This window comes from Nocardiopsis changdeensis, assembly GCF_018316655.1.
Taxonomy (GTDB): domain Bacteria; phylum Actinomycetota; class Actinomycetes; order Streptosporangiales; family Streptosporangiaceae; genus Nocardiopsis; species Nocardiopsis changdeensis.
In genome coordinates this window covers 4,391,222-4,407,115 of record NZ_CP074133.1, presented here as the reverse complement: position 1 = coordinate 4,407,115, position 15,894 = coordinate 4,391,222, and the positions used below count along the sequence as shown (strand labels likewise).

Below are 15,894 nucleotides of genomic sequence, written 5' to 3'. Positions count from 1 at the left end.
GGTCCCGGGGCGCGCTCCCGTCAGCCTCGGTGGCCGGGGAACAGGTCCTGGAGGACGCGGGCCGCCTCGGCGAAGGTCGGGGCGGCGTTCAGCCGGTCGCGCGGGACCGGCGCGCCCAGCCGGGCCGAGAGGCGGGAGCGGATCTCCACCGCGGTGATGGAGTCCACCCCGGCCTCCGCGAACTCCATGTCGGGCTCCAGGTCCCGGAGGTCGTCGTGGCCGAGCACGGCGGCCGTGCACTCCATGACGACGTCCAGCAGCAGCCGCTCCCGCTCGGCGGCGGGCAGCGCGGCCAGCCGCGCCTTCAACGGCCGTGTGTCGGCGGTCATCCGGCGCCCCCCGCTTCCCGGGCCCCGGCGCCCGCGGACGCCCCGGCCCCGGCCCGGGTCCCAGCCCCGGACCCGACCCCTGTGCCGGCCTCGCCCGCGCCCCCTATCGGGCGCTCCGCCCGCGGCCCGTCGGTCTCCTCCAGCCAGGACAGCAGCTCCGCGGCGAACCCCTCCGGCGCGTCGAGGTGGAGCATGTGCCCCGTCCCCGCGACGGTGCGGACGTCGAAACCGCGCGCCCGGCCGTCGTCCCCGTCGATCTCCGGGACGAGCCCGCGCCGCTCGGCCAGCAGGATGAGGGACGGCACCGCGGTCGACTCCGGGAGCGCGGGCATGTCGAAGGCGTGCAGGTCCACCATGGTCCGCGGGTCCCAGAGGGCGCGGGCGCGCGCCTCCGCCTCGACCTCGGCGCGGGACCACCCGGGGTTGCGCTCGGCGATCTCCTCCGGGGTCACGCCCACCAGCCGGGCCGCCGACCGGGGGTCGGGGAGGTCGGTGACCGCCCGGATGCCCCAGTACGGTTCGGCGTAGACCAGCCGCGCCGGGCGCAGGCCGTCGGCCGCGAGCCCGAGGAGGGCCGCGCCCAGCGAGTGCCCCAGCGCGAGGTCGGCCCCCGCGGGCAGCGTCTCCACCAGGTCGTCGGCGAGCGCCCGCGGACTGTAGTAGCCGCGCGGGCTCGCGCCGTGTCCGCGCAGGTCGGGGGCGACGACCCGGTAGCCCCGGTCGGCGAGCACGCCGGCCGTGCGCTCCCAGGTGCCGGAGTCGCAGGCGAACCCGTGCACCAGCAGCGCGGTCCGTTCGCCCTCGCCCCACGTGCGGGTTTCGAGCCTCACTTCGCCTCCTCCTTCGTGTTCCGCAGCCGGGCCACCACGCGCCCGGCCAGTTCGGTGACGGACGGCCCGGACACGATCTCCACGAGGGCCAGGTCGCAGCCGAACTCCTTGCGGATCGCCCCCAGGAGCTCGGTCGCCATGATCGAGTCGAACCCCAGGTGGTCGAGGGTGCGGTCGCGGTCGACCCGCTCCGGGGGCGCGCCCACCACACGGGCCACCACTCCGGCGAGCATCTCCGCGGCCACCGCCTCGGCCTCCTCCGGCGGCGCCTCCGCCAGTCGGCGCCGGGCCTTCTCCAGGGCGGTGGCGTCGCACCCGGAGGACTCCGGGACCAGGCTCCGCAGCCGCGGCCTCTGCATGACGTAGGGCCGGATCTCGGCGATCCGGGCCCAGTCGATGTTCAGTACCGCGGCCACCTCGGCGTCGCGGCCCAGGAGCTCCTCCAGGGCGGCGAACGCCCGGTCGGCGGAGATCAGGCCCATGCCGAGCCGGACCACGGTGCGGGCGACGCCCTCCTCGGCCAGGGCGCCCACGTCGCGGATGCTGCCCCACTGCACGGCGATGCCGGGCAGGCCGGCCCGCCGCCGGGAGCGGACCACCGCCTCCGCGGTGGCGTTGGCCGCCGCGTAGCCCGCCTGGTGCAGGTTGCCGATGGCCGAGGTCACCGATGAGTAGACCGCGAACAGGTCGAGGTCCATGCCGCGGGTGGCCCGGTCCAGGACGTGCGCGCCGCCCAGCTTGGGCGCCAGCACGGCCCGGATCCGCTCGTCGTCGGTGTCCTCGAACGGCTCGTCGTGCAGCACCATCGCGGCGTGCACCACACCGCGCAGCGGACGGCCCTCCTCGGCGAACCCGGCGATCAGCGACCGGACGCCCGCGGCGTCGGTCGCGTCCAGCGCGTGCACGGAGGCCTGCGCGCCGAGCTCCTCCAGGTCCCGCAGGAGCGCGGGGACCTCCGGGGCGGCACCGCCGCGCCGGCTCGTCAGCGCCAGGTGCCGGGCGCCGCGCCGGGCCATCCACCGGGCGGTGGCCGCGCCGAACCCGCTCGTCCCACCGGTGATCAGGTAGGTGCCCGCGGGGTCGAAGGCGGCCGGGCGGGGCGGGACGACCGCGGCGGGTGTCCGCTCCAGGGACACCACCGCGCACCCGGCGGTGGCCGGGGCGCGCGGCGCGCGGAAGGCCTCTCCAGCGCCCTCCGGCTCGTGCAGCTCCAGCGGGAGCGGGCGGTAGGCGCCGGCCTCGACGTGTTCGGCGGCGCGGGCGAAGCACGCGGCCGCGGCGGCGGGGCGCTCGGCCGCCATGCGCGCGGTGTCGACCGAGGCGAGCAGCAGGTCGCCGTGGAGCGGCGGCAGCGGGGACGGCAGGGCGGGGCCGTCGGCCGCCTGGACGAACCGGCCGCCCGGCGGCAGCAGTTCCAGCGCGAGGGCCGCGGCGGCGCCGGTGGCCGTGTTGTAGACCACGTCGGGGCCGCGCCCGCCGGTCAGCGCGGACACCTTGCGGGCCAGGGCGGGGTCGCCGGTGTCGAGCACGTCCGCCACCCCCAGCATGCCCAGCAGGTCGCGGCCGTTGGGGTGCTCGGCGGTGGCGATGACGCGGGCCCCGACCTCGCGGGCGTGGGCGACCGCGGCGGCCGCGGTCCCCCCGCCCAGGCCGTGCACGAGCAGCGTCTCGCCCTCCCCCAGGCCCGCCAGGTGCTCCAGGCCGTGCTGCACGGCCAGGTAGGCGGGCAGGGTGGCGGCCTCGGTGAACCGCGTCCTGTCGGGGATCCGCCCGACCATGTCGGCGCGGGCGCACACCCGGGTCGCGCCGGCCCCCGGGGTGAAGGCGTAGACCCGGTCGCCCGGCGCGAGGCCGTCGACGCGGCCGCCGACCGCCTTCACCACCCCGGCGCAGGCGTACCCCGCGGAGTGGCCTCCGCCGGCCGCGGGGCGCGCCGGGGCCTCGCCCAGTGCTTCCGCGGCGTCCCGGCCGGTCACCGCCACCGCCCGTACGTCGATGAGGACCTCGTCCGCGGCCGGTTCGGGGGCGGCGGTGCGCACCCACTCCAGCCGGGAGGAGGGGCCGGGGTCGGTGAGCCGCAGGCGGCACACCTCACCGGGCCCGGATTCGCCCGTGGCCGGGGGGAGCGGGGCGAGGCGGGGCACGAACCGGCCCTGCCCGTTCAGCACCACCTCGTCCTCGCTGTCGGGGTCCGCCAGCTCGGCGGCCAGCGCCGCGGTGTCGGCGCCGGGGTCGCCGGTCCGGAGCAGGGAGACGTGCCGCAGGTCCAGCCACGGCCGCTCCCCGTCCAGGACGCGGGCCACGCCCCAGGTGGCCGCGTCCTCCGGTGCCCCGCAGGGCTCCGGGGCGGGAAGCACCCCGCAGGGGCGGGTCACCGCCCACACCCGGGGCGGGGTGTCGCGTTCCTCGAGGGCGTCGACCAGGGCGCGGAGCGCGGCGACGCGCTCCACCGCGGCGCCCACACCGCCGTCCGGGTCCTGCGGCCGGTCGCCCAGGAACAGCACGACCTCGGAGGGGGCGTCCCGCTCCAGGGCCCGGGCCCATCCCGCGGCGCACCGGGGCAGGCCGGTCCGCGCGGCGTCGCCCCCGCCCTCGACGATCCGCTCCCGCAGCGCCCGGGCGTGCTCCCCGGCGCCGTCCTCGGCGGCGATGAGCACCCGGGCGCCACTGAAGCCGGGCACGGGGTCCCGCGGCGCGGGAGAGCGGTCGGAGCGCCGGGTCAGGAGCACCGACGACCGCTCGTCGGCGTCGCTGAGCCGGGTGGTCTCCTCGAACCCGGACGACTCCAGCAGGTCCGTCCACTGCCGGGCGGTCAGCAACGGGGAGTCGGTGCGCAGGTCGGTGTCGGTGTAGGCCCAGAAACCGTCCAGCAGCCCGAACGCCAGCGCCAGCTGCCCGGCGTCGTGGTGCTCCACGGCCAGGAGCCGGCCGCCGTCGGCGAGCACCTCCGACAGCCGTCCCAGCACCGCCCGCAGGTCGGAGGTGGCGTGCAGCACGTTGGCGGCCACCACCAGGTCGAACCCGCCCTCGTCGAGCCCCTGCTCCGTGGCCGGGACCTCCAGGTCGAGGGTGCGGCACTCGACGAAGCCGTGGTCGGCGAACCGCCGCACGGCCCTGGACACCAGGGAGGGGGACAGGTCGGTGAAGACGTACCGGGTGCGTTCGGCGGGCAGGAGCGGCAGCAGCGCGGCGGCGGTGGCCCCGGTGCCGCCGCCGACCTCCAGGACGCGCAGCGGGCGGTCGGCGGGCCAGCGCTCGACCAGCGCCGCGACCGCGGCGGCGGCGTACCGGTTGGCCGCGCGCGAGAAGGGCAGCGACTCGTAGATGTACCGGGCCAGGCGCGCGCCGGAGTCGGAGAAGACGAGCTCGACCGGGTCGAGCTCCCCGCGCAGCGCCTCGGCCAGGCGCCACCCGCAGCGCTCGTAGAGCACCAGTGCCGGCGCGGCCTCGGGCAGGGCCCAGGAGGCCTCCTCCATGGCGCGCTCGGGGTCGACGGGCCCGCACACCCGCCAGCGGGGTGCGCCGCCGTCCGCGGAGACGTCCTCCAACAGTCCTTCGGCCTGGGCGACCGAGGCGAGGATCCCCAGGAGCCGGTCGTAGTGCGGGCGCACGCCCGCGGCGACCAGGTCGGCGGTGCCGAAGGTCTCGGCGCCCGCCGCCAGCTCGGCCAGGGCCCGGGCGGCGTGGTGCGCGGTCAGGGTCAGGGCGGCGGCGTCGGAGGCGAGGCCGCGGGAGCCGGCCCACTCCCGTTCGGCCTCCCCGATCCCGGGCGCCGCGGCCTCCGCCAGCTCCCGGGGGCCAGGCAGGGCGGCGGGTGGTGGGGACACCTTGGGGGCCGCGCGCATCCGGGTGGCGTAGAGGACCGGGCGGGAGGACCCGGCGCGGAACCGCCGGCCGCGGTACCCCTCGATCTCGACGGAGACCGTCCCGTCCCCGTCGGTGATGAGCAGGTCGCAGACGATCTCGTCGTCGGTCGCCTCGCGCAGCCGGGCGTGGACGAGGCCGGAGGCCGCGGGACGGCGCCAGCGGCGCACCGCCCCGATGGCGGCGGGCAGGAACGCGTCCCCGCCGGGGTCCGTGCCGCACAGGGCCGCCGTGGTCTGGAGGGCGGCGTCCATCAGGACCGGGGAGACCTCGAAGTCCTCCGCGTCGGCGACCTCGTAGTCGGCCAGCACCTCGCCGTCGGCCGCGTGCAGGCGGCGCAGCGGGCGGAAGGCGGGTCCGTACCCGATCCCCGCCTCCGCCATCCGGGCGTAGTGGCCGTCGGCGCCCAGGTCCGGGCCGCACCGGGAGCGCACGCGCCCGGCGTCCAGCGGGGGCGGCGCCTCACCGGCCGGCGGCCGGACCCGCGCCCGGGCGTGCGTCCGCCAGTCGCCGCCGGTCCGGGCGGCGATGCGCACCGTTCCGGCGCCGTCCGGGACCGAGACCTGGGTGCGCACGTCCATCTCCGGGTCCTCCCAGGGCAGGGGGAGGACCCGGAGGATGTCCAGGGAGACGACCTCGACGGGGCCCGAGAGCGCCCGGCGCCCCGCGGCCAGCGCCATCTCGGCGAAGGCGGCCGCGGGCATCACCACCGCGCCGCCCACCCGGTGGTCGGCCAGCCACGGCAGGCGCGCGGGCTCGACCTCGCCGGACCAGGCCGCGTCGGGGCCGGGGACGCGCTGGCCGAGCAGCGGGTGCTCGTAGGGGCCGCGGCCGGCGCCGGTGAGCGGCGCCCACCAGTCCGCGGACCCGTTCCAGTGCCGTTCGCGCTGCCAGGGGACGCCGGGCAGGTCGGCCACGCGCCCCTGTTCGGGGAAGAACCCGGCCAGGTCGGCCGCCCCCGCGGCGATGACCCGGCAGGCGGTGGAGTCGAGGGCGGCCCGTTCGTCCGTCGTCCCGTCCTCGGCGGGCCTGCGCAGCGTCGGCAGCACCGCGGTCCGGCCGCGGCCGGTTCCGGACGCCCGCCGCAGGTAGCCGCCCAGCACCGGGTGCGGCGCGACCTCCACGAACACGTCGCAGCCCTCCTCCGCCAGGGTTCGGACGGCCTGGGCGAACAGGACCGGCTCGCGGACGTTGCGCCACCAGTAGGCGGCGTCGGGCTCTCCGTCGAGCAGGCGGCACGCGGTGACGGAGGAGACCATCGGGGTGTGCGGGGTGCTCGGGGCCAGCCCCTCCAGCGCCCGCAGCAGGTCGGCCCGGACCGGGTCCATCATGCGGCTGTGGAAGGCGTAGTCGAGGTCCAGCTCGCGGTGGAAGACGCCGCGCAGCGCGAGCAGCTCGCCCAGTTCGCGCAGGGCCCCGGTCTCACCGGCGACGTTGACGTCGGTGTCGCCGTTGACACCGGCGATCTCCAGCCGGTCCCGGAACGGGGCGAGCTCCTTCTCCGCCTCCGCCGGGGACAGGCCCACCGCGGCCATCCTGCCCGTTCCGGCCGTCGTCCCCTGCGCCCGGCTCCGCTCCGCGATCACCCGGGCGGCGGAGTCCAGGTCCAGCGCCCCGCAGGCGTAGGCGGCGGCGACCTCGCCCGCGCTGTGCCCGACCACGGCCGCGGGGCGGACGCCCCGCTCGGCCAGCGCCGCGACCAGGCCGGCCTGGACCGCGAACAGGGCGGGCTGGGCGACCTCGGTGCGCGCCAGGGCGGACCGCTCCCGCGGGGCGCGCAGCTCGTCGACGACCGACCACCCCAGGTGGGGGCGGAGCGCGGCGTCGACGCGCTCCACCTCCTCCCGGAACACGGGCTCGGAGTCGAGCAGGCCGGCTCCCATGCCGGCCCACTGCGACCCGTTCCCGGAGAAGACGAAGGCCGCCCGTGCGCCGTCGGCGTCCGTCGTGTTCGCCCCCTCGGCGCCGTCGGCGCCCGGGGCCCCGTCCGCGACCGCCTCCAGCAGGTCGGCGGCCTCGGCCGGGCCCTGCGCCAGCACGGCGGCGCGGTGGCGAAGCCGTCCCCGCCGGACGGAGGCGGTGCGGGCCAGGTCGTAGAACTCCTCCGGGGCGGCCGAGCGCAGCCGGTCGGCGTGCGCCCGGGCCGCCTGCCGCAGCGCCTCCCCGGTGTGGCCGGACACCACGACCGGCAGCCTCGGCGCCGCGGACCGGACGGGGCTCCCCGGCCGGTCCGGTGCCGTGTGGGCGCCCAGGACCACGTGGGCGTTGGCGCCGCCCGCGCCGAAGGAGCTCACCCCCACCAGGGGGCGCCCCCCGCCGCCCAGGGGGAGCCTCTCCCGCACCGGCAGCAGCCCCAGCCCGTCGAAGTCGATCCCGGGGTTGAGGGTCCTCGAGTGCAGCGACGGCGGGATCTCCCGGTGGCGCAGGACCACGATCCCCTTGAGCAGGCCGGCCACTCCGGCGGCGGCCTCCAGGTGGCCGAGGTTGGACTTGACCGACCCCACCGGCAGCGGCCCGGCCGGACCGCGGTGCACGCCCAGGGCGCGCCCGAGCGCCGTGCACTCGACCACGTCGCCGACCCGCGTCCCGGTGCCGTGCGCCTCCAGGTAGGCGAGGTCCCGCGGCGACACCCCCGCGCCCGCGTACACCCCGCGCAGCAGCTCCTCCTGGGCCTCCTCGCCGGGGTGGGCCAGGCCGGGGGTGCGGCCGTCGCAGTTGATCCCGGTGCCCAGGACGACCGCGTGCACCCGGTCGCCGTCGGCGACCGCGTCGGACAGCCGCTTGAGCAGGAGCATCCCGCCGCCCTCGGCGCGGACGAACCCGTCGGCGTCGGCGGAGAAGGTCCGGCAGCGGCCGGTGGGCGAGAGCATCCGGGCCTTGGCGGCGATGACGTACTCGTAGGGGTCGAGCAGGAGGTTGACCCCGCCGGCCAGCGCCAGCCCGGTCCGCCCGGACAGCAGCTCCCCGCAGGCGTGGTGGAGCGCCACGAGGGAGGAGGAGCAGGCGGTGTCGGTCACCGTGCTGGGGCCGCGCAGGTCGAAGTGGTAGGAGACCCGGTTGGGCACCGCCGTCGCGCTGCTGCCCAGAGCGGTGGGCGCGTCGATCGACGCCGTGTCCCGGGACTGCAGGGAGCCGAAGGGGAGCGAGTAGACGCCGAGGTGGACCGCGGTGTCGGAGCCGTGCAGCCCGCGCGGGTCGACCCCGGCGTCGTCGAACGCCTCCACGGCCAGCTCCAGCGCCATCCGCTGGCGGGGGTCGATCCGCGCGGCCTCACGGGGGGAGATCCCGAAGAAGCCGGGGTCCCACTCCTCGATGCCGTCGACGATCCCGCCCGCGAAGGTGTAGCTCTTGCCGGGGCGGTCCGGATCGGCGGAGTGGAACCAGGCCTTGTCGAAGCGGTCGGCGGGGACCTCGGTCACCAGGTCGCGGCCGTCCCGGAGCGCTTCCCACAGGCCGTCCAGGCCGGTGATGCCGCCGGGGAGGCGGCAGGCGGCGCCGATCACGGCGACGGCGTCCTTCCCGGGGGTCGGAGTTCGGTTCATGCTGCCCTTTCGGTCGGGTTCGCCGGGGCGCTCGGGGCGGGCCCGCGGCAGGCCGGTCGTGGAAGGTCTCTGGTGCCGGTGGGAAGGAGGGCGGGGCGAGAGGCGGGGGCGCGCGGGGGCCGGTCCCGCCGCGCCGCGGCCGGATCGGGCGCGGGGGCGGTGTCGGGGGCGGCCGTCACACCGACGGGACGGGACCGGCCGCGCGGTCGGCGGCCAGGCGCCGCAGCGCCTCCTTGTCGACCTTGCCGATCCCGACCGTGGGCAGGGCGTCGAGGACCACCACCCGGTCGGGGAGCTTGAACGAGGCCACGCCCTCCTCGCGCAGGAACGCGCGCAGGCCGCGCAGGGTGAGCCGCCCGGCGGCGTCCGCCGGGCCGCCGCCGGGGACGACGACGGCGCACACCCCCTCCCCGTACAGGGGGTGGGGGAAGCCGACCGCCGCGGCCGCGCGCACCCCCGGGTGGCGGGTGAGCACGGCTTCGAGGTCGTCGGCGGCGACCTTCTCCCCGCCCCGGTTGATGACGTCCTTGACCCGGCCGGTCACCGCCACGTTCCCCGCCGGGTCGACGCGCACCAGGTCGCCGGTGCGGTAGTGCCCCTCGGGGCCGAACCGGCCCGGTTCGCCCGCGGCGCGGCCCGCGTAGGCGGTGATGGTGCTCGGCCCGCGGGTCCACAGCTCCCCCTGCTCCCCGGGGGCGACCGGGCGGCCGTCCGCCCCGACCACGAGCAGCTCGTCGCCGGGGGCCACCGGGCGGCCCTGGGTCAGGTCGGTGACGGCCTCGGGGTCGTCGAGGCGGGTGAAGGTCAGCAGCCCCTCGCTCATCCCGTACACCTGCTGGACACGGCACCCCAGCTCCGCCCTGATCCGGCGGGCGGTGTCCGGTGCCAGCCGCGCCCCGCCCACCTGCACCACCCGCAGGGACCACGGCGCGGCGCCGGAGTCGGCGGCCCGGGAGGCCAGCTGCCCGGCGAGGCCGGGGACCAGTGCGGTGTGCGTGACGCGGTGCAGGCCGGCCAGCTCCAGCAGGGCGTCGGCGTCGGCGGTGCCGGCGAAGGCGACGGAGCCGCCTCGCGCGAGCGCGCCGAACATCCCGGGGTGGGCGCAGGTGAAGCTGTGCGTGGCGGGGAGCGCCGCCAGGTAGACCGAGTCCGGGCCCAGGCCCGCCGCCACGGCGGAGGCGCGGACCACCGAGCCGAGCGCCTCGTGGGTGCGGGGGATGGGCTTGGGCGGGCCGGTGGTCCCGCTGGACAGGAAGTACAGGGCGGTGTCGCCGGGGTCGGCGGTGTGCGGGCGGGGGCCAGGGGCCGTGCCGGGCGCGCACAGCGCCGCGAGGTCCGCCCCGTCCGGGCCGGGGGCGCCGGGGCCGAGCACCAGGACGGCGCGCGGCGCGGGACCGTGCCGGAGGAGCCCGCGCAGCATGGCCGGGTGGTCGGTGCGCCCGGTGGCGGCCGGGACCGCGGCCGCCACGGGGGCGAGGTCGGCCACGACCGGCTCCAGTTCGTGCTCGCACAGGGCGGGGTGGGCCAGGATGGGCGGGCAGCCGGCCCGGATCAGCGCGAGCGTGAGGACGAGGAACTCGACGCTGTTGGGCAGCTGCACGAGGACGGGGCCGGGGGCCCGCACGCCCAGACCGGCCAGGCGGCGGGACGCGGCGTCGACGGCCCCGGCGAGCTCGCGGTGGGTCAGCGGCCGCGGTCCGGCGACCGCGGGCCGGTCCGCGGCCGCCGGACCGCCCGCGGCGTGCCGCAGCACCAGGTCGTCCAGGAGTTCGGCCCGCCACCAGCCCCGGGCCCGGTAGAGTTCCGGTCCGCTCGCCGCCCGCATCTCCATCGCCCCCTGGAATTCCTTTTTGTGAACACGGCCCGAAGGCCGCACGCGAATGGACAGTACTACAGGTGGCGAAGCGAATACAGAGGGTTTCCTTTTTGGTCGTGTATTCCGTTGTCCGTTTTTTGTGAGCTGCGTGGAAGTGCGTTTTGGAAGGGTTTTCCTTTGCTCTGTGATTTCCGGTTCTTCTGCCCTTTCGCGAAGGGTTCACGGCCTCCGACCCGGTCGCGGCGGGTTTCGGAACCGGGGATGAGGCACTGTCAGAGCCAACGAAACGGGCGTATCCGGCTTCGGAAAGTTGGCGGCGTGCATGAGGGGTCGGGGCGCGCGGCCGTGCCGTAGCCGGTGCCGGACCGAGACCGGAGAGGGCGGTCTCGTTGCGAATAGGATGGCCGCTGTGCGGCAGGCGGGTCCGCCGCCCGGCCCAGACCGTGAGAGTTCCTCCGACCCCCTAGGAGAAAGGGGCCCGAACCGTGGCCCAGCGCACCCTCTACCTCGTACGCCACGGCGCGGCCGACGCCCTGGGGCAGGTGACCGCCGACGGCCGGGAGCAGGCCCGGCTGCTCGGGCGGCGGCTCGCCGGGGCGCCCGTCGACGCCGTCTGGCACTCGCCGCTGCCGCGCGCGGTGGACAGCGCCCGGATCATCGCGGCCGAGATGCCGCGCGTGCTGGTCGACGAGGCGGCCGAACTCGTGGACAACGTTCCGTTCGTCCCCGGACCCGAGGACGTGCCGCCCTCGTGGAAGGGGTTCTTCGACGGTTACGACCGCGGCGAAGCCGATGCCGGGCGAAGGACCGCGGACGCTTTGACGGCACGGTTCTGCGGGCCCAACGGCCAGGGGCGGCGCGCGACGCACGAAGTGGTGGTGACGCACGCGTACCCGATCGCCTGGATCGTCCGCGAGGTATTGAACGCGCCGCCCGCGCAATGGATGTCCCTGGCGGGCGTCGCGAACGCCTCCCTCACGGTGGTCGAATTCAGCGACGACGGACCCCCGGCCGTCGTGATGTTCAACGACATGTCCCACCTGCCCGCCGGGTTGCGGTGGACGGGGTTCGCGGGCGGCGGCCGGGCCTGAGCACCGTCGGAGCGGTGAAAGGGCCTTGCCAGGGAGTGGGCCTGCGGAGCGTGCGGCCGCCACGGGACCGCGTTCGCCCGGGCCGACCGGGTGCAGGGGCGGCGGTTCCGGCGGCGGTCGGCCGGGCGGGGCGGTCAGCCGGTCGACAGGCGGAGCTCGTACCGGCTCACCCGGGTGACGGGACCTCCGCCCGCCCGCTGGCCGGGCGCGCCGCCCACCGCCACGTCGCCGCGGTGCACGAACCCCCGGGCCTCGTAGTAGGCGCGCAGCCGCGCGTTGGACGCCACGCAGTCCAGCCGCAGGGCCTCGGCGCCGTGGCGGCGCGCGGCACCGGACGCCCAGCCGAGCATCACCGACCCCAGTCCGGCGGCCCGGCGGCGCACGGCCATCCGGTGCACGTAGCCCGCGGCGCCGCCGAGATCCGACCACAACGGGTCGTCCCAGTCCAGGGTGATCGTGCCGGCGACCTCGCCGCCCGCGCCGACCAGCCATGTCTCACCCCGCGACACCGCCCCCGCGACCCATTCCGCGTCGAACCGCGGGGGCCACTGGTCGATGCCCCGCGCGCCCAGCCACGCGGCCGCCTCGTCGAGCACCTCCAGGACCTCGTCGATCCGGTCGTCGGACGCGACCTCGAAGCCGACCTCGATGTTCCGATCGAACGCCATGCCCGGATGATCGCACGGCCCCGGAATCCCCGGCGCGGCGGACGCCGCTTCCGCGACGGGCCTCAGCCGGGGAAGCCCAGGGCGAGCTGTTCGGGGCGCAGGTCGGCGGGGGCCGCGGCGGGCCGCTCCGGGGCGCGGGCGCGGGCGCGGTGGGCGGGGCCCGGGCGGTTCAGTCCGTGGCGGCCGGCGATCTCGCGGACGGCCTCCGTGACGATCCGCCGGTAGGACTCGGGCGCGTAGGAGCCGCGGCCGTACAGCCTGCCGTACAGCGGCAGCAGCCCCGGGTGCTCGCGTGAGAGCCAGGCCCGGTACCACTCGCGGGCGCCCGGCCTCAGGTGCAGCACGATCGGGGTGACGCGGGCGGCCCCCGCCTCGGCGATGGCGGCCACGGTCTCCTCGATCTGTTCGGCCGAGTCGGTCAGGCCGGGCAGGATCGGCGCCATCAGCACCGAGCACTCCAGGCCGCGTTCGGCCAGGCGGCGCACCACGTCCAGGCGCGCCCGCGGGCTCGGGGTCCCCGGCTCCACCGTGCGCCACACGGCCTCGTCCACGGAGCCCACCGAGACCGCCATGCCGACCTCGGTGACACGGGCCGCCTGTTCGAGCAGGTCCAGGTCGCGCAGGACCAGCGTGCCCTTGGTGAGGATCGAGAAGGGGTTGGCGGCGTCGCGCAGGGCGGCGATGATCTGCGGCATGAGCCGGTAGCGGCCCTCGGCGCGCTGGTAGGGGTCGGTGTTGGTGCCCATCGCGATGTGCTCCCCGCGCCAGGAGGGGCGGGCGAGCTCGGCGCGCAGCCGTTCGCCGGCGTTGACCTTGACGACGATGCGGGTGTCGAAGTCATGGCCGCTGTCCAGGTCCAGGTACTCGTGGGTGCGCCGGGCGAAGCAGTACACGCAGGCGTGCGAACAGCCGCGGTAGGGGTTCACGCTCCAGCGGAACAGGGGGGAGTCGCCGGGGACCCGGTTGATGATGGACCGGGCCCGGACCTCGATCGCGACGGGTTCACCGTCCTGCCCCGCCCGTACCGGCCCGGGCCCGGCCGTGTGCAGCCCCGCCCGCCCGGTGCCCCGGGCCGGGGGCGGCGTGTGGTCGAACAGCGCGGTCTGTTCGACGGTCGTGGTTCCCTCTCTCAGGTTCTCCCAGCGCATGCCTGTGATTCGAACATGTTTTCGAACGGCTGTCGAGTGGTTCGAACGCCGGACGGGGCGTCCGGACGGCCCGGCGCCGGCGCGGCGCGGGCCGGTTTCCCAGAAGCGGCAGGGGTTTCCGAGGGGGCGGGCCGGTGTCCCGGGAGGGAGAAAATCGTGCCGGTGGGCCGGGGGAGGGGCAGGGGCTGCCGGGGAACCCCGTTCCCGTCGGCCTCGGCTCCGTGCGCTCCGCGTGCCCCGCGGGGCCTGGCCGGGTCCGGCGGGTTCACAGCCCGGCGGCGACGAGGATGCGGTACATCCGGTCCAGGGGCAGGGCGGGGTTGGCGGCGGCGTTGTCGGCGACGTTGTGGTCGGGATCGGAGAGCAGCCGGTCCAGCAGCGCGTCCGTGGCGTTGGGGTGGGCGGCCACCCCGCCGCGCAGGGAGGGGTCGGCGGCGAGCCGTTCGAGGTCGCGCGCGGGGAGTTCCGGGTCGTGCAGGGCCAGGCGGCGCACCCGGGGGTCGGTTTCGTCGACGAACGTGCGCAGTGCGTGCCGGGGGAAGTTCGAGTGCTCCACGAGAGGAGGTCCGGGACGGATGTCGCCGTGTTCGCGTACCAGGCGTTCCAGGACGTCCGGCGGTGTGTCCGGGCGGTGGGCGGCGATCTGGCGGACCCGGGGGTCGGGGTCGTCGTCCAGTCGGCGCCAGGCCTCTTCGGGAAGGTCGTGGCAGGAGGCCAGCACACGCCGGAACACCGTGTGCGGGCAGTCGAGGTAGGCCAGCCGCTCGTCGAGAGGGGTCTCGCGCAGCCAGCCGGGTTCGGCGGGGTACCAGTACAGGGCCATCTCTGCCTCGAGGCTCCCGTTCGCGTACTCGGCCTCGACGAGCGCGTACAGCCGGTCCCGGGTCGCGGCGTCCACGTGGCGGCTCAGCGCCGCCGCGATCCGCACGGACGGGTGGTCGACGTCCGCCAGCCGGGCGGCCATCTCCGCGGAGAGGTGGGGATTGTCGGCGACGGCCGTGAGGACCCCCTCGTCCCCGCTCCGCACCAGCCGCTCGAACTGCTCCGCCGTGAGCGGGACGCGGCTGGCCGCGTTGGCGCGCACGGCGGGGTCGGCGAGGCAGCGCTCCCGCCATTCGGGTGGGATGCCGGGCCGCTCGTGCCGGGTGGCGGCCGCCCGGACCCGGGGGTCGGGGTCTGCGAGCAGTTCGGCCTGCACGGCCGGAGGGCGGTCATGCCAGACGTTCGCGATGGCGGCGCGCAGGTTCGGGTCCTCCGCGCGGGCGAGCGCGTCGCGGGGGCGGGCGTAGACCAGTTCCAGGTCGTCGAGGCCGAGCGGCACCCCGCGCTCCACCATGTCGCGGACGAAGTCCGGGTACGCGTCGCGGATCTCGGGGTCGGGGTGCTCTGCGATCCTCCTGCGCATCTCCGGGGAGACCCGGTCCCCGTACAGGGTCACCGAGCTCCGGCGGTCGCCGTGCGCCAGCAGGGCTTCGACGACGGCGTCCTCCAGCCGCCCGGGGCGCTGGGTCAGGCCGCTTCTGCCGGCCCGGTGCGCGACCAGACGCACCAGGACGTCCCGGGGCGCCGCGGGATTCCGCCCGAGCCCGGACAGCCGCGGGTGAGCGAGGTTCGTCATGGGGCCAACCTAGCCGGGCCGTTCCGGCCGGGACAGCCGTCCTTTTTCCGCCGCCGGTGCCGGGGACGGGGGCCGTCAGGCGGCCTCCAGGACGAAGAACAGGAAGGCCGGGCTGGTGGACAGGACGCGGAAGTCGTCGGGGAACAGTTCGCGGGCGGCCGGGTCGGGCAGCGGTTCGCTGATGGCGGAGATCCGGAAGCCGGCCGTGGTGAAGGCGTCCGTCATGGCGTGCAGCGGCCGGTTCCAGAAGCCCATGGTCGCGGTCAGGCCGCCCATGGTCCACTCCTCGGTCCAGTGGTGGGTCGCGAAGTAGTCGGTCCTCTGCCCGGCCGCCCGCTGGACGGCGTGGACGGCGAAGGGGTGGTCGACGGACATGATCAGGCGGCCTCCGGTTGTCAGCACGCGCCGGAACTCGGCCAGTGTCGGACCCCAGTCCCGGAGGTAGTGCAGCACCAGCGACGCCACGACGTCGTCGAACGCACCGTCGGGGAAGGGGAGCGGGTCGCGCAGGTCCGCCACCCGCAGGTCCGCCTCCCCGCCCAGCCTCCGCTCGGCCAACGCGAGCATGCCGGGGCTGAGGTCGATGCCGCTCACGAGGGCGCCCCGGTCGCGCAGCGCGGCGAACAGCGGGCCGGAGCCGCAGCCGGCGTCGAGGACCCGGCGGCCGGCGACGTCCCCGGCCAGGGCCAGGATCGCGGGCCGTTCGTAGTAGGCGTTCATGATGCTGGACGCGTTCTCGGAGTCGTAGCCCGCGGCCAGGTGGTCGTAGTCGTTCACCCGGGTCGGGCGGGAGGGCGCGGCGTGGTCTTCGGGCGGGTTCGGCATACCGGGCATCCTCGCCCACCGGACGGCGCGGCACAACGCGGCTCCGGCGCCGCGTGTCCGCTCCCGCGCCGTCGGGCCCGTGACGGCGCCGGGCCGCCCCGCTGCGTGTATCCGATCCTGTGCCGCTGGGCCCGTGACGGCGCCCGGCCACCCCGCTGCGCGT

General features: G+C 76.9%; 9 protein-coding genes. 1 reads left to right on the top strand and 8 read right to left on the bottom strand.

Annotation, left to right across the window (positions count from 1 at the left end; genetic code table 11):
* Positions 1-20: 20 nt before the first annotated feature.
* The 4 genes from KGD84_RS20280 to KGD84_RS20265 all read right to left on the bottom strand — a co-directional run bounded on the left by KGD84_RS20280 (position 21) and on the right by KGD84_RS20265 (position 10,396).
* On the bottom strand, positions 21-329 hold the full coding sequence (locus tag KGD84_RS20280; RefSeq protein ID WP_220561978.1) for an acyl carrier protein: 309 nt from the start codon (positions 327-329) through the stop codon (positions 21-23).
* Positions 326-1,159, bottom strand: coding sequence for an alpha/beta fold hydrolase (locus tag KGD84_RS20275; RefSeq protein ID WP_255646693.1), 834 nt, complete (start codon positions 1,157-1,159; stop codon positions 326-328). Before KGD84_RS20275 ends, KGD84_RS20280 begins: the two co-directional genes overlap by 4 nt.
* Positions 1,156-8,565: a type I polyketide synthase gene (locus KGD84_RS20270; RefSeq protein WP_255646692.1), complete on the bottom strand. Its 7,410-nt coding sequence runs from the start codon at positions 8,563-8,565 to the stop codon at positions 1,156-1,158. The genes KGD84_RS20275 and KGD84_RS20270 overlap by 4 nt, the downstream gene beginning before the upstream one ends.
* Positions 8,566-8,740: 175 nt before the next feature.
* Complete coding sequence (locus KGD84_RS20265) at positions 8,741-10,396, bottom strand: AMP-binding protein (protein WP_220561977.1); 1,656 nt, start codon at positions 10,394-10,396, stop codon at positions 8,741-8,743.
* A gap of 470 nt (positions 10,397-10,866) precedes the next feature.
* On the opposite strand from KGD84_RS20265, the gene KGD84_RS20260 reads away from it, so the two are divergent.
* A complete protein-coding gene (locus KGD84_RS20260; protein WP_220561976.1) occupies positions 10,867-11,472 on the top strand; it encodes a histidine phosphatase family protein in 606 nt (201 codons plus the stop codon).
* A gap of 134 nt (positions 11,473-11,606) precedes the next feature.
* On the opposite strand, the gene KGD84_RS20255 is transcribed toward KGD84_RS20260, so the two are convergent.
* From KGD84_RS20255 to KGD84_RS20240, 4 genes are all read right to left on the bottom strand, one after another.
* Positions 11,607-12,140, bottom strand: coding sequence for a GNAT family N-acetyltransferase (locus KGD84_RS20255; RefSeq protein ID WP_220561975.1), 534 nt, complete (start codon positions 12,138-12,140; stop codon positions 11,607-11,609).
* Between the two features lie 62 nt (positions 12,141-12,202).
* Positions 12,203-13,288, bottom strand: coding sequence for an Rv2578c family radical SAM protein (locus KGD84_RS20250; RefSeq protein WP_220561974.1), 1,086 nt, complete (start codon positions 13,286-13,288; stop codon positions 12,203-12,205).
* Between the two features lie 265 nt (positions 13,289-13,553).
* On the bottom strand, positions 13,554-14,906 hold the full coding sequence (locus KGD84_RS20245) for a variant leucine-rich repeat-containing protein (protein WP_220561973.1): 1,353 nt from the start codon (positions 14,904-14,906) through the stop codon (positions 13,554-13,556).
* A gap of 75 nt (positions 14,907-14,981) precedes the next feature.
* Entirely contained in the window at positions 14,982-15,740 is a 759-nt protein-coding gene (locus tag KGD84_RS20240) for a class I SAM-dependent methyltransferase (RefSeq protein WP_220561972.1), read from the bottom strand.
* Between the last annotated feature and the right edge of the window lie 154 nt (positions 15,741-15,894).